General features: G+C 66.6%; 18 protein-coding genes. 11 read left to right on the plus strand and 7 right to left on the minus strand.

What is annotated here, in order from left to right; translation table 11 throughout:
- From L6Q96_01150 to L6Q96_01165, 4 genes are all read right to left on the minus strand, one after another.
- A partial coding sequence (locus L6Q96_01150) for a hypothetical protein (protein ID MCK6553182.1) occupies positions 1–202 on the minus strand: 202 nt, incomplete at its 3' end.
- Positions 203–251: 49 nt separating this feature from the next.
- Complete coding sequence (locus tag L6Q96_01155; GenBank protein MCK6553183.1) at positions 252–2,156, minus strand: PAS domain S-box protein; 1,905 nt, start codon at positions 2,154–2,156, stop codon at positions 252–254.
- A gap of 138 nt (positions 2,157–2,294) precedes the next feature.
- Entirely contained in the window at positions 2,295–3,905 is a 1,611-nt protein-coding gene (locus tag L6Q96_01160) for an ATP-binding protein (protein ID MCK6553184.1), read from the minus strand.
- 297 nt (positions 3,906–4,202) lie between these two features.
- Positions 4,203–6,959: an ATP-binding protein gene (locus L6Q96_01165; GenBank protein ID MCK6553185.1), complete on the minus strand. Its 2,757-nt coding sequence runs from the start codon at positions 6,957–6,959 to the stop codon at positions 4,203–4,205.
- A gap of 564 nt (positions 6,960–7,523) precedes the next feature.
- On the opposite strand from L6Q96_01165, the gene L6Q96_01170 reads away from it, so the two are divergent.
- The 11 genes from L6Q96_01170 (at position 7,524) to L6Q96_01220 (ending at position 15,602) form a co-directional block, all read left to right on the plus strand.
- The gene (locus L6Q96_01170) at positions 7,524–8,123 is read left to right on the plus strand and encodes a Na+/H+ antiporter subunit E (GenBank protein MCK6553186.1); all 600 of its coding nucleotides are present in this window, start codon (positions 7,524–7,526) and stop codon (positions 8,121–8,123) included.
- On the plus strand, positions 8,120–8,392 hold the full coding sequence (locus L6Q96_01175) for a monovalent cation/H+ antiporter complex subunit F (protein ID MCK6553187.1): 273 nt from the start codon (positions 8,120–8,122) through the stop codon (positions 8,390–8,392). The genes L6Q96_01170 and L6Q96_01175 overlap by 4 nt, the downstream gene beginning before the upstream one ends.
- The gene (mnhG, locus tag L6Q96_01180; protein ID MCK6553188.1) at positions 8,389–8,718 is read left to right on the plus strand and encodes a monovalent cation/H(+) antiporter subunit G; all 330 of its coding nucleotides are present in this window, start codon (positions 8,389–8,391) and stop codon (positions 8,716–8,718) included. Before L6Q96_01175 ends, mnhG begins: the two co-directional genes overlap by 4 nt.
- Positions 8,715–8,948 carry a DUF4040 domain-containing protein gene (locus L6Q96_01185; protein ID MCK6553189.1) on the plus strand — a complete coding sequence of 78 codons (234 nt, stop codon included), beginning with the start codon at positions 8,715–8,717 and terminating at the stop codon, positions 8,946–8,948. The genes mnhG and L6Q96_01185 overlap by 4 nt, the downstream gene beginning before the upstream one ends.
- Complete coding sequence (locus L6Q96_01190; protein MCK6553190.1) at positions 8,945–9,661, plus strand: hypothetical protein; 717 nt, start codon at positions 8,945–8,947, stop codon at positions 9,659–9,661. The genes L6Q96_01185 and L6Q96_01190 overlap by 4 nt, the downstream gene beginning before the upstream one ends.
- 14 nt (positions 9,662–9,675) lie before the next feature.
- The gene (locus L6Q96_01195) at positions 9,676–10,056 is read left to right on the plus strand and encodes a cation:proton antiporter subunit C (GenBank protein MCK6553191.1); all 381 of its coding nucleotides are present in this window, start codon (positions 9,676–9,678) and stop codon (positions 10,054–10,056) included.
- Positions 10,056–11,558, plus strand: coding sequence for an NADH/ubiquinone/plastoquinone (complex I) (locus tag L6Q96_01200; GenBank protein ID MCK6553192.1), 1,503 nt, complete (start codon positions 10,056–10,058; stop codon positions 11,556–11,558). Before L6Q96_01195 ends, L6Q96_01200 begins: the two co-directional genes overlap by 1 nt.
- Positions 11,559–11,560: 2 nt before the next feature.
- Complete coding sequence (locus tag L6Q96_01205; GenBank protein MCK6553193.1) at positions 11,561–13,060, plus strand: monovalent cation/H+ antiporter subunit D family protein; 1,500 nt, start codon at positions 11,561–11,563, stop codon at positions 13,058–13,060.
- Positions 13,057–13,311 (plus strand): hypothetical protein, encoded by a 255-nt coding sequence (locus tag L6Q96_01210; GenBank protein MCK6553194.1) that lies wholly within the window; start codon positions 13,057–13,059, stop codon positions 13,309–13,311. Before L6Q96_01205 ends, L6Q96_01210 begins: the two co-directional genes overlap by 4 nt.
- Positions 13,308–15,038: a Na(+)/H(+) antiporter subunit D gene (locus tag L6Q96_01215; GenBank protein MCK6553195.1), complete on the plus strand. Its 1,731-nt coding sequence runs from the start codon at positions 13,308–13,310 to the stop codon at positions 15,036–15,038. The genes L6Q96_01210 and L6Q96_01215 overlap by 4 nt, the downstream gene beginning before the upstream one ends.
- Positions 15,039–15,185: 147 nt before the next feature.
- Entirely contained in the window at positions 15,186–15,602 is a 417-nt protein-coding gene (locus L6Q96_01220; GenBank protein MCK6553196.1) for a response regulator, read from the plus strand.
- A gap of 367 nt (positions 15,603–15,969) precedes the next feature.
- On the opposite strand, the gene argJ is transcribed toward L6Q96_01220, so the two are convergent.
- The 3 genes from argJ to murI all read right to left on the minus strand — a co-directional run bounded on the left by argJ (position 15,970) and on the right by murI (position 21,795).
- Entirely contained in the window at positions 15,970–17,208 is a 1,239-nt protein-coding gene (gene argJ / locus L6Q96_01225; protein ID MCK6553197.1) for a bifunctional glutamate N-acetyltransferase/amino-acid acetyltransferase ArgJ, read from the minus strand.
- 61 nt (positions 17,209–17,269) lie between these two features.
- Positions 17,270–20,878 (minus strand): preprotein translocase subunit SecA, encoded by a 3,609-nt coding sequence (gene secA, locus L6Q96_01230; protein ID MCK6553198.1) that lies wholly within the window; start codon positions 20,876–20,878, stop codon positions 17,270–17,272.
- A 122-nt stretch (positions 20,879–21,000) separates the two neighbouring features.
- On the minus strand, positions 21,001–21,795 hold the full coding sequence (gene murI, locus L6Q96_01235) for a glutamate racemase (protein MCK6553199.1): 795 nt from the start codon (positions 21,793–21,795) through the stop codon (positions 21,001–21,003).
- Between the last annotated feature and the right edge of the window lie 26 nt (positions 21,796–21,821).

Raw genomic sequence — 21,821 nt, forward strand, 5'->3', positions numbered from 1 at the left:
ACTCAGCGAAGCGGTACACGTACTCGTACACGGACTGGGGGCACGCAGCGATGAAGGTGGACCAGGAGGCGTTGGACGTCTTCGAGGAGGTGGCCGTGTACGAGTACGAGTACGTGAACGAGTACGAGTACGCAGGAGAGGCCGGCTCGGCAGCGCCCGCAGGTGGAGTGCCGAACAAGTCACTGCACGCGGCGGCGGGCACCGGGCCATTCTGCTGGATTGAGGCTGCCTCTCGTGCCCGCCCGGTATGTTCACCGGTCCGGGATGGTGAAATAGAAGGTGGCCCCCCGGTCCGGGGCGCTGTGCGCGCAGAGATGGCCGCCGTGGCGGTTGACGATGCGCTGGACGGTGGCGAGGCCGATGCCGCTGCCCTCGAACTCGGCCGTCGAGTGCAGCCGCTGGAAGGGGGCGAATAGCTTGTCGGCGCGGTCCTCGTCGAAGCCCACGCCGTTGTCGCGTACGAAGAAGTGGCGCTCGCCGTCGTGTTCTTCCGCGCCGACGACGATCCGCGCCCGCTCCTCTTTGCCGGTGTACTTCCAGGCGTTGTGCAGCAGGTTGGCCATCAGCACGCGCAGGAGGCGCGGGTCGCCGCGTGCCGTCAGCCCGGGTTCGACGACGACGGTCACCTGCCGTTTCGGGTCGGCGTCGCGCTGCTCGGCGGCCACTGCCTCCGCAAGGGCGCTCAGATCGACGTCGGTAAGCTGCATCTCCATTCGCGCCATGCGCGACAGCGTCAGCAGCGCCTCTATCAGCCGGTTCATTTGCTCCGTGCCGGCGCGGATGCGTGCGAGGTAGTGACGCCCGCGTTCGTCGAGCCGATCGGCGACCTCCTCGCCCAACACCTGGCTGAAGCCGGCGATCGCCCGCAGCGGACCGCGCAGATCGTGCGATACCGAGTAGCTGAACGCTTCTAGTTCCTTGTTGGTCGCTTCGAGTTGTGCCGTGCGCTGCATGACGCGCCGTTCGAGTTCCTGGTTCAAATTCCGGATCGTCTGCTCGGCCTGCTTTTGTTCGGTGATGTTAGTCACCGCGCCGACGTAGCCGACGACAGCTCCGGACGCGTCGCGGTCCGGGGCGGCCTGCGCGAACACCCATGCGACGGCGCCGTCGCTGTGCCGGATGCGGCACTCGGATCGAAAGGGCCGGCCGGTCTGCAAGCCGCTACGCCATTCGGCGGCCAGGCGTTCGCGGTCTTCCGGATGCAAGGCGGCCAGCCATCCGTCGCCGCGAGCGTCTTCCTGGCTCAGGCCGCTAAACCGGCAGCAGCGTTCGTTAATGTACGTGCAGTTTCCACTCGCGTCGGCGTGAAAAATCCCCACCGGCGCGACCTCGGCGAGCGTCTGGTAGCGGTGCTCGCTCGCGCATAGCGCCCGTTCGGCCTCCTTGCGTTCGGTGATATCGACGCCGGCTCCGAGGATCCAGATGGCGCTATCGTCGGGTGCCGGTACACCGACGCAGCGCCATTCGATGATGCGCTCGGTTCCCGACCGGGTGCGCCACGGGTGTTCGTGTGCCGGACAGGGCACCCGATCGACGAGGTTGCCGCTCTGCCGGCGCACGAAATCCGCCCATTGCGTCGGCAGGGGAAGTTCCGCCGCCGGCTTACCCAGCACTTCTTCGCGCCGGTAGCCGCTGACCTGTTCGCAGGCGCGATTGAAGGCAACGATGCGGTCGTTGGCGTCGGCGACCACGATGAGAACGGGGGCCGTTTCGACGACCGCCTCGAGGAACTGGCGGCTGTTGTGCAACGCCTGCTCCACGAGGGCCCGCTGGCGCTCGTTGGCGCGCTCCGCCAGGGCGCGCCGCACGACCGGGGCCAGACTGGCGAGCCGCGCCTTCAGGACGTAATCGGTGGCGCCGGCCTTGAGACTCTCGATCGCCACCTCCTCGCCGAGCGTGCCGGACACCAGGATGACCGGCAGGTCGATCTTGCCTTCGCGCACGATCCGCAGGGCGGTCAGGCCATCGAACGCCGGCAGCCGGTAGTCGGCGAGAATTATGTCGTACCGCGACGGGTCCCCGAGGGCGGCGACAAACCGCGCCCGCGAATCGACCCGGTCCCATTCGCAGACGTAGCCGGCGTCTTCGAGGACGGCGATCGACAGCTCGGCGTCCCGCGGACTGTCTTCTAGATACAGTAGGCGGAGCGACGGCATGAGACGCTATTTGCGGTATTACCTGGGTGCCGCCTCGTGGCTCCCGGCAAGTGGTCGTCGATCGGATGCACGCACGAGCGATTCGTCGATCCGCAGGAAAAAGTCAATAGGTTGTTGGCGATTTCCGTGTCCGGGCCCTCAAGCCCGCTTCAGAGTGAAGGAAAACGTCGCGCCACGGTCGATCTCCCCTTCAGCCCATACGCGTCCGCCGTGGCGCTCGACGATACGGCGCACGGTTGCCAGCCCGACGCCCGTCCCGTCGAAGTCGTCGGCCGAGTGCAGGCGTTCGAAGACACCGAAGAGGCGGTCGGCATACGTGGGGTCGAAGCCGACGCCGTTGTCGCGCACCGACACGACGACCTCGTCGGCGCCGGCGGGCCGCGCTTCGACGGCGATTTGCGCTTGCTCCCGCGGAGCGGTGTACTTGACCGCATTGGCCAGCAGGTTGACGACCACGTGCTGCAACAGCTTCGGATCGCCCATGACCGCCGGCAGCGGCCCGATTTGCCAATCTATTTTACGCCCGAGGGCTTCCTCGCGCAGTTCGTTGTGGGCCTCGCGTACCAGTTCGGCCAGGTCGACGCTTCTGGCGTTCAGGGGCTCCAGCGCCGTGCGGGAGAAGGCGAGCAGGTCCTCGACCATCTCCTCCATGTCCGCCGTCGCCTCCTTGATCATATCGAGGTAGTGGGCGGCCTTGGGGTCGATATCGTCGCCGAGGCGGTTGCCGAGCAGTTTGGCGAAGCCTTCGAGATGGCGCAGCGGGGCGCGCAGGTCGTGCGATACCGTGTACGAGAAGGCTTCCAGTTCGCGGTTGGCACCCGCCAGTTCGGCCGTGCGCGCCGCGACGCGCTGTTCGAGCAGGCGGGCCGTGTTTTCGCGTTCGACGTCGATGCTGTAGCCGAGGCGGGCGGCGAACCACACGATCGCCGTGAGGACCGTGGCACTCATGACCACCATGATAGACAGGCCGAACTCCATGCCGTAGTGTCCGGCGCGCTCGCCCAGCAGGCGCAGCCACCCGAAGAGGACCGGAACGACGAGCGCGGGGGGAATCAAACGGCGCGCCACCGCGCCGCCGCCCCCGGTGCCGGTGAGGACGCGCATGAACCCGCTGTGAGCGCGGGCACACATTATCCCCGCGGACAAGACCAAGAACGCCGCCGCGGTGGGTACCGCCATCCAGAGCGGTAACTGCGGGATGTAAAGCGACGGGACGCCGTACAGGTAACCGACGAGGACGAGAAACGAGATGGCGGCGGCCGCAAGGGCGCAGACCTGAGCCCGGTTGTATCCGGGCGCGGTTTCGGTATCCAGAAACAACAATGCCGCGCCGACGAGCACGAAGTCGATGGCGGTGGGAAGCGCCATCCGGCCCGGGAAAGGGGTCTGGGAAGCTGCCGGCGCCTCCGGGATCAACAGGTTGTCGATGCCGAGGTCGGCGCCGAAGGCGTACTCGCACAGGGCGATGGCGCCGAGGGCGGTGACCAGTGCGGCGCAGAGGCGCGCGATTGGCCGCGTGCGCCGGTCGGAGGCGGCGTCCGCGGTACAGACCAGCGCGGCTCCTGCCAGTACGAAGGCCAGAGCGGAGATCACCTTCATGCTGGGGGTGCCGGGAACGAACTGCTTGAGGAGCGCTACGTCGAATATCCAGCCGGTAAGGACGAGAACTGCGATGCCGATCGCGGCGATACCGCCGGCCGGGGCAATGGCGGCGATGCGAGCGGCGAGCGGGTTGTTGGCTGGAATCATGTGCAGCTGAGGTTGTCGCTCGCCAGACTTAGCGCCGGTTCATTAATCCGGCGACGTATTCCGTTCGTCCCGAGTAGCGCCATCTTTCCGGCGGCGTATCGAGGGGCGGGGCCGCAAAGCCGCTCGCCAGGTTGGCCCCTCGATACGCCCCTGAGAACACGGTGCTACTCGGAGCGAACGGAAAGCGCCGTACGGAATACGTCACCGTAACTGCGCCCACCACTACTTATCAAACAAGAGCTTCACATGGCGAGCGGAAACGCAACGGGCCGTTGCCGCGGCTCTTGCCGCGGCCGATCAGCCGGCCCGGCGCACGGCGGTGTCGCCCTCGGTTTCGGGAGCGAGCCGCTCGATGACGGCATAGAGTTCCGCAGGCCGCACCGGCTTGGCGATGTACTCGTCCATCCCGGCCGCCAGGCAGCGGTCTCGATCCCCCTTCATCGCATGCGCCGTCATGGCAACGATGGGAATGCGATTGCCGGTGGCGGTTTCGCGGGTGCGAATGGCGGCGGTCGCTTCCAATCCGTCGACTTCCGGCATCTGCACGTCCATCAGTACCAGATCGAATTGCTCCCGCTCCAACGCGGCCAGCGCCTCGCGGCCGTTGGCGGCGACCACGACGATATGACCGCGCCGCTCCAGTAAGCGAACGGCGAGCTGTTGGTTGACGGGATTGTCTTCGGCCAGCAGCAGGCGCAGCGCGCGGCGCGGTGGCGGCAGGGGCGCACCGGGCGTAGACGCGGAAGCCGGTGCGGTCGGCGTCGCGAGCCGCGCGGTGCCGACCGGTTCGGGCCGGGTGACGCCGGCCGGCGGCGCTGTCTCGGCGGCCCGGCGGGCCGTCTCGAGCCGCACGGTGAAATGGAAGGTGCTGCCCTGACCGACCAGGCTGTCGACCCAGATGCGCCCACCCATCAGGGCGACGAGACGGCAGCAGATCGCCAGCCCGAGTCCGGTGCCCCCGTAGCGGCGGGTGGTCGAACTGTCGGCCTGCTCGAACGCGCGAAAAATGGCTTCCTGCTTGTCGGGTGGAATTCCGATGCCGGTGTCGCGGGTCTGAACGTGCAGGTCCACTCCGGTCGGACCGCAGGGGTCGGCGGCGACGGAGACGACGATCTGCCCGCGCTCGGTGAACTTGATGGCGTTGCCGACGAGATTGACGAGGACCTGCCGCAAGCGCCCGGCATCGCCGATCAGCCCGTCCGGCACCCCGGCGGCCGTTTCGGAGACCAGCGCAATACCCTTGTGGCGAGCACGCACCGCGAGCGGTCGCAAAGTCGCCTCGAGCAGATCGGAAAGACTGAACGGAGCGGGATCGAGGGTCAGCATGCCGGCCTCGATCTTCGAGAAGTCGAGGACGTCGTCGACGACGGTCAGGAGCGCCTCTGCGGAGCTTTGTACCAGCTCGAGGTATTCGCGTTGCTCACCGCTCAGGGCAGTGTGCAAAGCCAGCTCGGTCATGCCGATGATGCCGTTCATCGGAGTACGAATCTCGTGACTCATGTTGGCCACGAACTCGCTCTTGGCGCGGTTGGCGGCCTCCGCCGCATCCTTGGCGACGCGCAGGTCCTCCTCGGCGCGCCGTTGCTCGATGAATCGACCGACGTGCATGCCGAGCTCTTCGAGCATCCGCAGGAAGTCATGGTCGGGTGCGCCTTCGTGGCGGGCAAACCATTCGATCACGCCGGCGACGGCTTCGTCGACGCGGATGGGAAAGGCGAACACGGCGCGCAGGCCGAGCCGGTGCGCTATGCGGAGGCGTGGAAACTGGTCTTCCGCGAGTTCCGCGATGTCAGTGATCCAGGCAGGTTGGCCGGAAGCCAACACGGTGTTCGGTATGGAGGGGCCGGCGGCGAACTCACCGGCGAGGGTGGCGGCGCGCAAATCGTCCAGTCCCGACATTGGCCTGGTCCAGGTCGAGGCACACCGCAGTCCGCCGGCGGCGCGGTCGAGGTACCAGATCGCGGCGTATTCGGCGTCCATGCACTCGCCGATCGCACGCAGTATCGCCGGCATGGCCTCGGCGCGGGTTGCCGACGTTGCCAGCACGGTGCTGACGGCGTGACGCAGGGTGCGCCGCAATTCGGCGGTTTTCCGGTCGGTGATGTCCTCCAGCGTCCCCACGTGGCAGATCGTGGCGCCGTCCGCCGCGGCGACCGGCGCGACCCGCGCATGTACCCAGCGTACGTCTCCTTGCGGGGTACGCATTCGGAATTCGGCCGAATGCGCCTCGCCTTTGCTCCTCGCACCTGCCCAGTCGGCGTCGACGCGGGGCAGGTCGTCGGGATGGATCGCGCGCTGCCAGCCGCGACCGAGGCTTTCCTCGAGGGTCAGGCCGGCGATCTCCTGCCAGCGCTGGTTCGTGTACATCGCGTTACCGGCGGGGTCGGTCTGGAAGATGCCGATCGGCGAGGCGGTACTGAGGGTACGAAAACGCCGCTCGCTTTCCTGTAAGGCCAGCATGGCCCGGTCGCGCTCTCGTTCGCGCTGTTCGATGCCGGTGCGGTAGCGCCTGAACTCGTAAGCGATGCACAGCGAGACACCGAAGGCGGTCAGCGCCATGACCAGCGGTGCCTGCGAAAACGCGGCGAGGCTGCCGGTGACGACGAACACGGTGATCGCGAGCATGACCGTTGCCATTGCGGCGCAGATCGCCTGGGCGCGCAGCCCCCATGGCACCAGCGTCCCCGTGAACATGGTGAGGACGGTGGCCACCATCGGCGCGGTCGCGAAATCGCCCCGGGTCATGCACGACACGCCGGATTGGGTCAGAACGATGGCGCAGTTGGCGAGGCCGAACCAGAGCACGTGCCGGCGGGGCCGCGGGAACCGTAGAGCGATGAAACCGGCGAGGAACAGGAACTGCCCGACGAGGCTGAGAGCGGTCAGCCGCACAACACCCCCGGGGGACACCCGCGTGTCGAATGGCACTTCGATGGCGAGGGCGATGAACCCGAGCAGGCTGACGGCCAGCCCGACGCGGATGCGGCGGACGAGCAACCCGTGAATCGCCTCGCGCCCCACCCCGGCGCCTTCTTCGAGTGCCCGCGCAGGCATGTCAAATGCCTATGCAATGCATCCGGCATGCCACACAACACCGATAAAGCGCAGCATGCTCCTGGCTCGTAGCCACTGCCTTAGCCGTCGGAAAACCAACACCGGGCGCTGCCGCAGCAGAATCATGACGGCGATAGCGCCGGGCGCGCACGGATATTGCCCTCGATCCGGGACTAATTTCTCCGCGTCGAACGCGCGGCGACGCGGAGGGAAGCGGCGGGCAAACGACCGCGACGAATCCGCAGCCTGAACTGCCAGGGAGGGCGTCCGTAAGGATTTCCTGCCCGCTCTTGTTGTGCCCCGTGCTCGTCGTGTCTCGCTGCCTCCGAGGAGGGCTTCTTCTTCCGTCTGGGGTTACTAACCGATCGCCGGGTGGCAGTCCACGTCCGTCGTCGGCGCGGCCCCGCCGCGACGCCAGCGTGACCGTACTTGACCCGCGGCGCGTTGCCAGCGTAACAAGTTCGGGCCGGCGGGCCGAAGTGCCGGTAATGGGGACCGGTGGCAACGGCACGACGACCGCACGGCAGACCGTCGTAGGCGGAACGCGAGGAGCAGTGGAGATTCATGGCGGTCGAGCAAGACAAGCCGCACCATTCGCATCGACGCAGCCTCGCACTGCTTCTTCAGGCGGTCGGCCTGGGGGCGCTCTGGCTGGTGTTTTCGGGCAAATTCGACGTCTTGCACGCCGGCTTCGGGCTGTTTTCGGTCGCGCTCGTGCTGGTACTCACCAACGGGCTGGTCGTCCGCCGGCGTCAAGAGAGCCGGTTGGACGGCGTAGCCGTTAGGCCCGTGGAGGCATGCTTGTATCTCGGCTGGCTCGCGAAGGAGGTGGTGACGGCGAACCTCGATGTGGCGCGTCTGGTCCTGTCCCCGAAGCTGCCGATCGACCCGGTGCTGGTGCGTTTCACCACGAGTCTATCGAGCGCGGTGGCCCGGGTGGCACTGGGCAACTCGATTACCCTGACGCCCGGAACGCTGACTCTGGAGGTCGCCGGGTCGGAGGTGCTGGTGCACGCCATTTCGGTGTCGGCGGCCACAGGGCCGACGATCGACGAAATGGAGCGGCGGTTGGCGCGCGTGTTTGGAGCCGCGACCCCGCCCCCGAAGCTGGAGATGGCGGTGTTTCGTGGGCTGTCGGCCGATCGATCGGGGGGGCCGGCATGAACGGTCTCGTCGTTACGGTGGAAGTCATCCTGGTGGTGGCGATCCTGCTGCCGTTCTATCGCGTGGTGCGCGGGCCGACGGTGTTTGACCGGATGGTGGGTGTCGGGGTTGTCGGGACGAAGACGGTGATTCTGGTGTGTCTGGTCGGTCTTCAGTACGAGCGCCTGGAGATGTTCATCGACATCGCGATGGCTTACGCGATGTTGAACTTCGTCGGCACGCTGGTTGTGGCGAAGTATCTGGACCTGGGACGGGTGGAGCCGCGATGATCTGGTACGTGCTGGGGGTGGCGTTTCTGGCGAGCGGTGTGGTCTTCGCGCTGATCGGGAGCATCGGGGTGATCCGGATGCCGGACTTCTACTCCCGGACGCACGCCGCCAGTAAGCTCGACACGCTCGCCCTCGGCCTGAGCATGATCGGTATGGTGTTTTTCAACGGCGCCGACCTGAACGGTGTCAAGCTGCTGTTGATCGTGGTCTTCGTGGCGCTGGCGAACCCGGCGGCGGCGAACGCGTTGGGGCGCGCTGCCGTCCGGGCGCGACTGGAGCCGTGGGTGCGCCGGCGGCCGGCGAGCGGCACGGAGGACGCGGCGTGATCTTGTGGTTGTTTCTGCTGGCGATCGTCGCGGCGATCGTGGCCCTGCAGGTGCGCGACCTGCTGGCCGCGACGGCTCTGCTCTCGGTGTTCAGTTTCCTCGTCGCGTTACTGTATGCGGGACTCGGTGCCGTCGATGTCGGCTTCAACGAGGCAGTGCTGGGTGCCGGGGTGACCGGAGTGCTGCTCGTCGTGGCGCTATTTCACACGCGCCGGAGGTCGGTGGATTGAGCACGCTTGCCACGCTGGCGATCGCCGCGTTCGGGCTGGTGCTGCTGGCCGCGGGTGCCGGCCTCCCGGTGTTCGGGGATCCGCAGTCCACCGCGGCCCTGCACGTTTCGGCGGCGTACATCCGCGGTTCCTACGCGGACGCCCACACGCCCAACGTCGTGACGACGATGATTGCGGATTATCGCGGTTTCGACACGCTCGGCGAGACGGTCGTGGTATTCACCGCGGGGCTGGCCTGCATGCTGCTCCTGGCGGCGCCGCCGGGTGCCGGCATCCCGGCGATCGGGCGGCCGAAGGACAATGTCATTGCCGAGGTGGTAACCCGGGTAATGATCCCGGTCATTCAGTTGTTCGCGTTGTACGTGGTCTTTCACGGCCACTACAGCCCCGGCGGCGGGTTTCAGGGGGGTGCGTTGATAGCTGCCAGTGTGCTGCTTGCCCGGATTGTGTTCGGGCACGACCGCTCGCAAGCGCTATTTCCGGCCGGGCTCGCCACGCCGCTGGGGCTGGCCGGGTTGCTGGTCTATGCCGGTATCGGTCTGGTGGCGTTGCCGCTCGGGGGCAACCTGCTCGACTACGACAGGATCCCGGTCGATCTTCCGCCCGACGTGCTGCACAACTGGGGCATTCTCGGCGTCGAGATCGGTGTGGCGCTCGCGGTCAGCGGCACGCTCGTGGCGATCTTCGATTACCTCGCGACTGGCGGGCGGTAGGGGCGGCCGGCGGTATGCGCGCATTATTGGTCGAGCGCTGGCCGTATGTCTTGACCGTGCTGATGCTGCTCATCGGGCTGCACGGCATGCTGGTCAAGCGGAACCTGATGAAGAAGCTCATCGGCATGAACATCTTCCAGGGGGCGATCATCCTGTTCTTCATCGTCTACGGGTACAAGACCGGCGGCACCGTGCCGGTGCTGGACCCGGAGATCGGAGCCGACCCGACTCGCTACGACAACCCGATTCCGCACGGGCTGATGCTGACGGCGATCGTCGTATCGGTGGCGACCACGGGAGTTGCTCTGGCGCTGCTGATGCGCATCTACCGGGCGTTCGGCACCATCGACGAGGCGGAGTTGCTCGAGCGGATGAACGGCGGGGAGTCGCCGTAATGCCGGCGCCGAACGAGAGCGTGTTGCCGATCGGCATCTCGGTATTGTTGCTGGTCGGTGCCGTGCTCACTGTCGGCTTCGGGTTGGTCCGGCGCCGATTCGCTTGGCCGGTTGCCTTTGCGACGCTCGTTGGCGTTCTCGCGAACGCCGTTGCGTTGCTCTTGGCGGTACTGGATGCCGGTCCGCTGCGCCACTCGCTGGGAGGCTGGGCGGCGCCGATCGGCATCGAGTACGTCGTCGATGGCCTGGGGGCGTTCGTGGTCACGGTGGTGGCGGGGATCGCGGTGGCGGTCGGATGGTACGCTCGCACGGCGGTGCGTCGCGAGACTCCGGATCGCGAGGTGGCGTTTCTCGGCATGCTGCTGACGCTCCTGCTCGGACTCACCGGCATGGTGCTGACGGGCGATCTGTTCAACCTCTACGTCTTCTTCGAGATCAGTGCGCTGGCCGGTTACGCGCTGCTGGCGGTGGGCGACCGGAAGGCGCCGGTGGCGAGCTTCCGGTACGTACTGGTCGGCACCACGGGTGCGTCGTTCTACCTGCTGGGCATCGGTCTTCTCTACGTGTTGACGGGAAGCCTCAACATGGCCGACGTGGCGCGCCTGTTGCCGTCGTTGCAGGACAACCCGGCGCTGCGCGTCGCGCTGGCCCTGATTGTCGTCGGGGTCGGCGTGAAGATGGCCGTGTTCCCGCTGTTCGGCTGGCAGCCGGACGCTTACACGTATGCGTGCAGCACGACCACGGCGCTGATCGCACCGGTGATGACGAAGGTGGCGGCGTTCGCGCTCCTGCGGGTGCTCTTCTTCGTGTTCGGTCTCGATCTGGTAATCCACTATCTGCCGGCCGGGGCGATCTTTTCCTGGATGTCCGCCGCCGGAATCGTGGTCGGATCCGTGATGGCGATCGCCCAGCGCGACGTCAAGCGGATGCTGGCGTACAGCTCGATCGCTCAGGTCGGGTATATCGGCGTCGGGCTGGGGCTGGCGAATCCATGGGCGCTAACCGGCGCCATGCTGCACATCCTCAACCACGCGACGATGAAGTGCTGCCTGTTCCTGGTTACGGGCAGTGTCGCTCTGCACACGGGTCGGACCGCGGTTGTCGAGTACGACGGGCTCGGCCGCTGCATGCCGTGGAGCTTTGCGGCCTTCACGATTGCCGCGCTGGCGATGGTGGGCTTGCCGCCGACCAACGGGTTTTTCAGCAAGTGGTACCTGATACTCGGTACCATCCGTTCGGGCGACTGGGGATTGGTTGTCGTGGTGGCCGGGTCGAGCCTGTTGACGGCGGTGTATTTTTTCCGCCTGTTGGAACGCGTCTACACCCGCGCCGTGGAGGTGGAGGCAGGTGGGGTGCCAACGGCGGACGCGCCGTTGGGGTTGCGCGTGCCGGCGCTGGCGCTCGGCGTCGGGGTGGTTGTGCTCGGATTGTGCAACGCCTGGTTCGTGACCGAGATCCTGCAGCCGGCCCTGCCGGTGGCGTCGCGATTGCCGGGGATGTGACCGTGGATCCGCACGCCGTTGCCTCCGTTCGTCCGCTGCTCGCGATTCTGGTTTCGTTGCTGGCGGTGCCGCCGATCGTTGCGAGCGATTCGCGGCCGAACTTGCGCGAGGCGTGGAGTCTGCTGGCGGCGACGGCGAAAGCGGCCCTGGTGCTGTCGATGTTGCCGGCGGTGCTGTCGGGCGAGCAGCTCGTTTGTAAGCTCTGGCAGATATCGCCGGGGGTCGAGCTGGCGCTCAGAGTGGACGCGCTGGGTCTCGTGTTTGCGATGGTGGCCAGCACGCTGTGGGTGCTCACGTCGGTCTATTCCATCGGTTATGTGCGGGGTGCGCAGGAGCGCAGGCAGACCCGGTACTTCGCCAGCTTCGCGCTGTGCCTGGCGGCGACCATTGGCATTGCCTTCGCCGCCAATCTGCTCACGTTCCTGGTGTTTTTCGAGATGCTGACCGTCGCCACCTATCCGCTTGTCCTGCACAAGGAGACGCTGTCGGCGCGGCGGGGCGCCCACGTCTACCTCGCCTACACGCTGCCGGCGGGTCTGGCGTTGCTGGTTGCGGTGGGGCTGACGTGGTCGATTGCCGGCACGCTCAGCTTCGTTCCCGGCGGGTTTATCGAGCGCGGCATGGCGGCCGACTCGACGCTGGCGTTGTTGTTTCTGCTTTACGTTCTCGGTGTCGGTGTGAAGGCCGGGTTGATGCCGCTGCACGCCTGGTTGCCCGCGGCCATGGTGGCCCCGACGCCGGTGAGTGCGTTGCTGCACGCCGTTGCGGTGGTCAAGGCGGGGGTGTTCGGGGTGCTGCGGGTGACCGGTTTCGTCTTCGGTCCGGCCTTGCTCGGCGACCTCGGGTTGGGGACCGTGCTGGCATGGGTCGCCTGCGCGACCCTGCTGGCGGCCTCGTTGCTGGCGCTGGCGCAGGACAACCTGAAGCGGCGTTTGGCGTACAGCACGGTCGGGCACCTGGGTTACATCGTTCTCGGCGCGGCTCTGGCCAATGTCTGGAGTTGGAGCGGTGCCGTCCTGCACCTGGTGTTTCACGCGACGATGAAGATCACGTTGTTCTTCTGTGCGGGGGCGATTTACGTGCGCACGCACCACGAAAGCATCCGCGAACTCGACGGTATCGGCCGGCAGATGCCGGTGACGATGGCGGCGTTTGCGATCGCCAGCCTCGGCCTGGCCGGGGTGCCGGGTGTGAACGGGTTCCTCAGCAAGTGGGGCCTGGCGTCGGGGGCGATCGCGGCGGAGCAGTGGTGGTTCGCGGCCGCGCTGGCCTTGAGTGGCGTGCTCAACGCCGCGTACTTCTTCCCGATCGTGCATGCGGCGTTTTTCCGGCGCAGTCCGGCGTATCCGCGCTTCGGCGAGGCGAGTCCGCTGCTGGTCGTGCCGCTGGTTGTCACCGCGCTGGCGTCATTGTTGCTCGGGATCGTTCCCGACCTCGGGTTGCGGGTATGGACGCTCGCGCTCGGAACGGCGGCGCGAGTGACGGGGGGAGCGCTGCCATGAAGTTGGCGTCGCCGAGCCGGCGCGCCCGCTGGGTTGCGGCCGTCGCGGGTGCCCTGGCCGTGGCCCTGCCGGTGGCGTTTCATGTCGAGCAACACTATCCGTGGGACGCGATTCCTGGGTTCTACGCGATTTACGGTGCGCTCGGGTGCGCCGCGCTGGTGGCGGCGAGCAAGTGGCTCGGCAAGGCATTGCTGCAGCGGCCCGAGGACTGGTACGGCCGCGACGATATGCCGGGAGGACGAGAGCGATGACGGCGTTGCCCCCGGCGCTGCTGTTGGTCGCCGCGGCGCTGCTGGTTGCCGTGTTGCCGCGTGTGGCGCGCGGGGCGGTCTGCATCGTCGCCCCGTTGGGCACTCTGACGTACATCGTTACCGCGGTCCCCGCGGGTACGCGGATTGGGTACCCGTTTCTGGCCTACACGCTCGAGATCGTTCGTGCCGACCCGCTGGCGTTGTTGTTCGGCGGCATCTTCTGCGCGATCGCCGCGATCGCGGCGCTGTACGCGTGGCACGAGGGAGATGTCCTGCAGCAGGTGGCGGCGCTGCTCTATGCGGCCGGGGCCGTCGGCGTGAGCTTCGCCGGCGACCTGCTTACCTTCTATGCCTTCTGGGAGCTGATGGCGGTTGCGGCGACGGTGCTGGTGTGGTCGCGCCGCACGGTGGCGAGCGGACGAGCCGGTACCCGCTACCTGCTCGTTCACGTCGCGGGAGGTGCCGTGCTCCTGCTCGGAATCCTCTTGTACGTTCACGCGACGGGCTCGCTGCTGTTCCGGCTCTTCGATCCCGATGCGGCGCCGGCCGGCACGTGGCTCATTCTGATCGGCGTCTGTGTGAATGCCGCCATTCCGCCGCTCGGGGCGTGGTTGCCGGACGCCTACCCGCGGGCGACGGTGACCGGCGCCGTGTTTCTGTCTGCGCTGACGACCAAGGCGGCGGTTTATGCCCTTCTGCGGGGCTTTGCCGGCTGGGACATCCTGGTTCCGGCGGGGGTTACGATGGCGCTCTACGGCGTGGTGTATGCCGTGCTCGCCAACGATATTCGGGAGCTGCTCGCCTACCACATCATCTCGCAGGTGGGCTACATGGTGGCCGGTGCCGGCATCGGTACCGAGATGGCAGTCAACGGCGCGGCGGCCCACGCCGTATGTCACATTCTTTACAAGTCGCTGCTGTTCATGGGTGCGGGGGCCGTGATTCAAACCACGGGGCGCAGCCGGCTCAGTGACCTGGGCGGATTTGCCGCACGCCAGCGGGTGGTGTTGGCGCTGTACATGATCGGGGCGTTTTCCATCAGCGGCTTTCCTTTATGGAACGGTTTTGTGAGTAAGCCGATGATCCTTGCTGCCGCCGGCGCGGTGCATCTCGACTGGGTCGTTCTGTTGCTGACGCTGGCGTCTATCGGGACCTTCCTGCACACCGGCCTGAAGCTGCCGTACTTCACCTGGATGGGCCCGGACCGTGGCATCAATCCCGGCGCGGCGCCCGTCAACATGGTTCTTGCCATGGCGGTGGCCGCGGTGCTGTGTACGGCGATCGGCATAGCGCCCGGTTTGCTTTATCGATTCCTGCCCTACGCCACCGACTACCAGCCATACAACGCGACGCATCTGATCGAGGTCGTGCAGCTTCTGCTGTTCACTTTCTTCTCTTTCTACCTGTTCATTCCGAGCCTCGGCGGCGAGCGTACGCTATCGATCGATACCGACGTGGTCTACCGCAAATCGGCTGCCTTCATGCGAGCGATTTTCGTTGGCGGCCTTAACCGGGCCTTCGGTGGAGTCGAGGCGATTGCCGAACGCGTCGCGCACGGGGCCCAGACGGCGTTGCTGGACCCCACCGCGTGGGGTCGGGACCGGCGCGGTGCGCCACGCGGGTTCGACCCGGACCGCTCGCGGCCGCCGCTGCTGACGCCGCTGCTCATTACCATCGTGACGGTCGTCGTCATCGCCATAGCCCTTCTGTCCGCCGGCGGCGGGTGAGCGGCGTTACCTGGCGGGCAGCAGAGCGGTCCCGCACGCGATTCTCCCCCTCGATACGGCCACCGGAAAACCGTAAGATGCTGCCAAACCACTTGTGTCTCGTGTCGAATGGTTGCGGGCTCACGTTCCGATGCGCCGGAGGGTGGGATGCGAAACCGACGGATCTTGCTGATCGAAGATAACCCCGACGACCAGGAGTTGGCGCTCAGCGTTCTCGATCGGGTGGAACTGGGTGCGCAGGTCGAGGTGGCCGCCGACGGGGTCGAAGGGCTGGATCGCCTGCTGGCTACGGGCGCGTCGCGGCCGGCCCTGGTGTTGCTCGACCTGAAGCTGCCGCGTCTGGATGGCTTCGACGTTCTGCGGCGAATCCGCTCGGAGGCGCGCACGGCTTATACCCCGGTCGTCGTCTTCACGTCCTCGGGGGAGCGCTCCGACCTGCAGAGGTGTTACGAGCTGGGTTGCAACAGTTACGTGCAAAAGCCGGTGGATGCCACTGCCTTCGCGGCCACCGTCCGCGACATCGCCATGTACTGGTTGGGTCGCAACGAGGGGTTGGTCGATTGAGGCGGATGGGCAAGTGCGACCGGCCATTCCCGCGGATCGAGGTGGAACGCGATCTCCGAGCGCGTTCGCATGCGGACTGTTTTACGATTTCCGAGTTTGCGCGCACGGCGCGAGGAACCTTCAAGACGATCGAGGAGCGGTGCGCCACCGTTCGTGCCGAGTAGCGCCGTTTTTTCAGGCGCGTATCGAGGCACGTCTGGTGTGACCCCTCGATACGGCCCCTGAACAAACGGGTTCTACTCGGGGCGAACGGGGAGTTGCGGGCATTGGGTTGCGGGCGGTAGCCCGCGCTGGGGTGGAACGCGATCTCCGAGCGCGTTCGCGCCGGATGCGCATGCACAAGAATCGCCAAGCAGTGGGCTGCGAGCTACGTACGGTAATCGGAATTGAACCGCACGTAGTCGACGGTCAGGTCGGACATCATGCGATGCGCCGTCGCGTTGCCGGCGTGGAGGTGAAGCGTCAGCGTGAATTCCGGCCGTTGCACGACGGCGGCAGCCCTGGCCTCGATCCGGCCCACCGTTTCGCGCCCGGCCCTTACGACCTGGACGTCGTCGAGGAAAACGTCCAGCCGGTCCGGGTCGAAGTGGGCCCCGCTGTATCCGGCGGCGCAGACGATGCGCCCGGTGTAGGGATCGCCGCCGAAGAACGCCGCCTTGCACAGCGGCGAGCGGGCGATGGTATCGGCGACCCGCTCGGCGTCACGCCGTGTACGCGCCCCGTGAATACGCACGTCGACGACCCTGGTCGCTCCTTCGCCGTCCTTGACGATCTGGCGCGCGAGGGTTCGCAGGACCCTAACCGCGGCGCCGCAGAACGCGGGAAACTCCGCGGACGCGACGGTAATTGGCGTATTTCCTGCCAATCCGTTGGCGAGCAGGACGATGGTGTCGTTAGTACTCGTGTCGCCGTCGACGACGATGGCGTTGAAGGATTGCGGAAGCGCGGCGGCCAGCACGCGGCGCAGGGCGGCGACGGAAACCGCCGCGTCGGTAAATACGTACGCCAGAGTGGTCGCATGGGGGTGGACGGTCCGGTTTGCGAGAGCGAGCCGCGGCGCGATCATGCCGGCACCCTTGGCCATACCCGCGAGGGTGACCTCGCGTTCGCCGACGACGAGACCCTCGACGGCGAACTTCGGGAACGCATCGGTGGTCATGATCCCGGCAAGCGCGTCGTGAAATCCGTGCGTGGATAGTGCCGCGCAGGCCGCGGCCACGCCGTCGCAGAGCCGGTCGCGTGGCGGCGCCACGCCGATGCGGCCGGTAGAGGATGGCAGCACCAGAGCTTCGGAGATGCCGAGGGCGCGGGCGGCGGTCTTGCACATGGCCCGTGCCGTCGCCAGGCCGTCGCGGCCGGTATAAGCGTTGGCGTTGCCGCTGTTGACGACGATGGCCTGCAGGCGCCCGGAGGCGGCCCGGGGGCGACCGACCACGACGGGGGCGGCCTGAACGCGATTGGTGGTGAAGGCGGCAGCGGCGGTGGCCGGAACCGCAGAAGCGATCACCGCCACGTCGCGGGCACCGCCGGCCTTCAAGCCGCAGGTTGCACCCGCGAAGCGAAACCCCGCGACCCGGACCGGAATCGGAGCGACGTCGAGCTTCATGGTCGCGCGGGACCGCCACGGAACGCGGAAAGGCGCCGTCCTCGCGCCGCGGCCGCGCGGCTCATGTACCGTGGCACTTCTTGTATTTCTTGCCGCTGCCGCAGGGGCAGGGATCGTTGCGGCCTATCTTGTCGGCCGTGCGCGGGCCGGCCGTAGCGGCGCTCTTCGGTTCGGGGCCGCCGCCACCGCTCATGGCCATGCGTGCCGGTTGCGGCCGCCGCATTTGTTCCATACGCTCGACGTCATCCTGTCGGGCGATCTGGACGGTGAATGCCTTCTCGACGACGTCCGCTTCGAACTGCTGCATCATCGCCTCGAACAGATCGAAGCCCTCCTTCTTGTACTCCTGCAGGGGGTTCTTCTGAGCGTAGCCGCGCAGGCTGATGCCCTCCTTCAGATGATCCATCGAAAGGAGGTGATCCTTCCACAGGGTGTCGAGGGTCTGCAGGGTGACGATCTTTTCGAGTTGCCGCATGACCGGCGGCGTGAACGCCTGCTCGCGTTGCTCGTACATGGCCCGCACACGATCGACGACGAGCTGCTGCAGTTTGCCGACCGTGAGGTCGTCCTTGTCGATTTCCTCAGGGTGCAGCCGGAGCGTGAAGGTCTTGAACAGAGTGTCTTGCAGCGCTTGCCAATCCCATTCCTCCGGCGGCAGGTCCGTGCTGGCGTAACGTTCGGCGAGAGTATCGGCGACGTCCTCGGCCATCTCGAGGATCTCGCCCTTGAGGTTCGGCCGTCCGAGGATGTCTCGCCGGCGTCCGTAGACGATGTCGCGCTGTTGGTTCATGACGTCGTCGTACTCGATGAGGTGCTTGCGGATGTCGAAGTTGTGGGCTTCGACCTTGCTCTGGGCGTTAGCGACTGCGCGGGTGATGAGGCGGTGTTCGATGGGCTCGCCTTCCTCCATGCCGAGGCGGGTCATCAGGCCCTGAATGCGTTCGGCGCCGAAGATGCGCATCAAGTCGTCTTCCAGGGAAAGATAGAAACGGGAGGCGCCCGGATCGCCTTGCCGGCCGGCGCGGCCACGAAGCTGGTTGTCTATGCGCCGGCTTTCGTGGCGCTCGGTGCCCATAATGAACAGGCCGCCGGCTTCAATTACCTGCTCGCGCTCCTCGCCGCAGAGGCGTTTGTAGCTGGAGAGGATTTCCTCGTGACGCGACTGGAATTCGGCCGGCGCCTTTTCCATCTCCTCGCGGACATCCTCGACGACCTTGGTGTACTTACGGCGGGTCTCTTCGTATTCGGACTGCGCGGCCGCGACTGCCTCCTCGTAGGGCTGGTGGTGTTCGAGGTACGCCGCTTCGGCCTCGCGAAACTCGCGCTCGGTGGCCTCGTACGTCTCCCGTGCCGCGGCGAGGTTCGCTCCCGTCGGATCGGTGCCGGCGAGGCCTTTCTGGATGGCGCGCTCGTAGTCGGCGCGCGCCCGTTCGAAGGCTTGCTGAGCGGAGGCCAGACGCGGGCTGCCGCCGGCGTTCGCCGCCGCGTCATCCAACGTCGTACGCCAATCCTCGTATGCCTTCAGGAATCGCTGCTGACCCTCTTCTCCGAGGAATGGTCCGCTGACGCGGTCTACCTCCTGTAAAGCGTTGCTGTACTGTTCCGCGGCGTCGGCGCAAGCGCTTGCAGCCGCGGCCGCGGGTGCCGCCACGAAGCTCCGCAGTCGTTCCTCGTAGGCGTTGCGCGCGTGCCAGTATGCGGCTTCGAGGTAGGCGAGATGCGCGTCGGTCAGGCGGTTGAGCGCCTCGGCCTGTGCGTCCTCGAAAGGCTTCCACCTGGGTTCGTATTCCTGTCGCGCCGCCTGCACGGCTTCCTCGTGCCGGTCCCGGAGCTTCTGCAGCACGTCTTCGTAGCGATGGCTGCCCTCGGGCAGGGCCGAGGCGCGCTGCATCCACTCGTGCTCCATGTCGGCGCGAGCGAGAAACTCGGGGTTGCCGCCGAGCAGGATGTCGGTGCCGCGGCCGGCCATGTTGGTGGCGATGGTCACCGCCTTGAAGCGCCCGGCCTGGGCGATGACGTTGGCCTCCGCCTCGTGGTGAACGGCGTTGAGGACGTTGTGCTTGATGCCGCGCCGCTTGATGAGCTTGGACAGGCGCTCGGATTTCTCCACCGACACGGTACCGACGAGCACCGGCTGGCCGCGCTCGTAGCAGTCGGCGACTTCTTCCACGACCGCGTCGAATTTCTCGCGCTCGGTGCGGTAAACGACGTCGGGATGGTCGACGCGGACCATCGACCGGTTGGGCGGGATCACCACGACGTCGAGTTTGTAGATGTTCTTGAACTCGACCGACTCGGTGTCGGCGGTGCCCGTCATGCCGGCGAGTTTCTTGTACATCCGGAAATAGTTCTGGATGGTGATCGTCGCCAGGGTCTGGTTTTCGCGCTCGATCTTGACGGCTTCCTTGGCCTCGACCGCCTGATGCAGGCCGTCGGACCAGCGCCGGCCCTCCATCAGTCGGCCGGTGAACTCGTCGACGATGATGACGCGGCCGTCGCGGACGATATAGTCGACGTCGCGGGCGAAGATGGCATGGGCCTTCAGGGCCTGATTGACGTGGTGCAGGATGTCGATGTTGCGCGGCTCGTAGAGGTTGGTGACCCCGAGCAGGCGTTCGACCTTCGCGACCCCTTGCTCGGTCAGGACGGCGGTGCGCGCCTTCTCGTCGACCCAGAAGTCGCCGGTTTCCTCCGCGGCTTCGTCGCCCTGGCGGTCCTTGCGCGTGCCCTTGCGCAAGCGAGGGATGATGCGGTCGATCTTGTAATACTTGTCGGTGGATTCCTCGGCGGGTCCCGAGATGATCAACGGCGTGCGCGCTTCGTCGACGAGGATATTGTCGACCTCGTCGACGATGGCGAAGTTCAGCTCGCGCTGCACGTACTCGTCGAGGGTGAACTTCATGTTGTCGCGCAGGTAGTCGAAGCCGAATTCGTGGTTGGTGCCGTACGTGATGTCGGCCCGGTAAGCGTCTTTGCGTTCGATGGGACGCAGGTTCAGGAAGCGGTAGTCCTTCGGCACGAAACTCGGATCGAACAGGAAGCTGGTATCGTGCACGATCGAGGCGCAGGTAAGGCCGAGGAGATGGTAGATGGGGCCCATCCACTGCACGTCGCGCCGGGCGAGGTAATCGTTGACCGTGACGAGGTGCGCGCCGCGGCCGGTAAGGGCGTTCAGATATAACGGTGCGGTGGCGACGAGGGTCTTGCCCTCGCCGGTCTTCATTTCGGATATTTTGCCCTGGTGCAGGACCATGCCGCCGATGTGCTGCACGTCGAAATGGCGCAGGCCGGTGGTGCGCCGGGAAGCCTCGCGGACGGCGGCGAACGCTTCCGGAAGGATGTCGTCGAGAATGGCATTCTCGGCGGCGCGCAGCGCCTTCTCCTGGTCATCGATCTGGGTGCGGAGGTCCTTGGCTTCTTCGTCGCTCTCGACGGTACCGGCCTCCGCCAGGGCCGCCGCCTGGGCCTGCAGGGCTTCCAACTGCCGGCGTTCCGCGGTGGTGCCCTCGCGGATGCGGTTCTTGAACTCCTCCGTCTTGCCGCGCAGTTGCTCGTCGGTCAGCGCGCTCATCTCGTCTTCGCAGGCGTTGACGCGCTCGACGATGGGGCGGAGACGCTTGAGCTCGCGCTCGTTCTTTGTGCCGACGATCTTTCTGATGATGCTCAACATGACAACCGGCCCATATCCTGTGATGGGGCCGCCAGGCCCCGATAGTGCTTGCGTAAGTGCTCGCAGACGTTAGCAGGTCGGCCGCCGCGATGCACGCCGGCGCGGCAGCCCGGAGGCGGCGTTCAACGTTCTATGCGCACCGCCGACTCGACCCGGTGCCCCATGAAGCGGCTGCCGACCTTGACGAACGGGTCGGGCACGTCGGTGACGAAGAAGCTGACGCTGGCCGCGCCGCGGCGGCGGTCGAGGCCGTGGCGCCCGAGCGTATCGCGTACGGCTCGGGCAGTCGTGTGCGCCGAGTCGACGAGTCGGACCGACGGTCCCATGGTCGCGGCGATGACCGGGGAGAGCAGCGGATAGTGAGTGCAGCCGAGGACCAGAGTGTCGATGCCGCTGCGCCGCAGGCTGGTGAGATAGAGCGCGGCGGTGGCGCGCGCGACGTCGTTGTCGACCCAACCCTCCTCCGCGAGCGGCACGAACAACGGACAGGCCCGGGTGTAGATCTCGAGGGCCGGGTCCAGTGCCTTGAGCGCGCGGGTGTACGATCCGCTGGCGATCGTGGCCTCGGTGCCGATGACGCCGACCTTGCGATTGCGCGTGCACGCCACGGCGGCCCGGGCTCCGGGGTCGATAACCCCGAGAACGGGGATGTCGAGTTCGGCGCGCAACAGATCGAGTGCCACGGCGGATGCCGTGTTGCACGCCACCACCAGCAACTTGATGCCCTTGTCGCGCAGGAACGCGGCATTCTCGATCGAGTACCGGCGCACGACCTCGGCGGATTTCGTGCCGTACGGTGCGCGCGCCGTGTCGCCGAGGTAGACGAGGTGCTCGTGCGGCAGAGCCTCGGCGATCTCTCTCGCCACGGTCAAGCCGCCGACTCCGGAGTCGAAAATGCCGATCGCCGCGGCCCGCAAATGCGTCCGCGCACGGCTCGTCGGGG

Source organism: Candidatus Binatia bacterium, from assembly GCA_023150935.1.
GTDB lineage: Bacteria > Desulfobacterota > Binatia > HRBIN30 > HRBIN30 > JAKLJW01.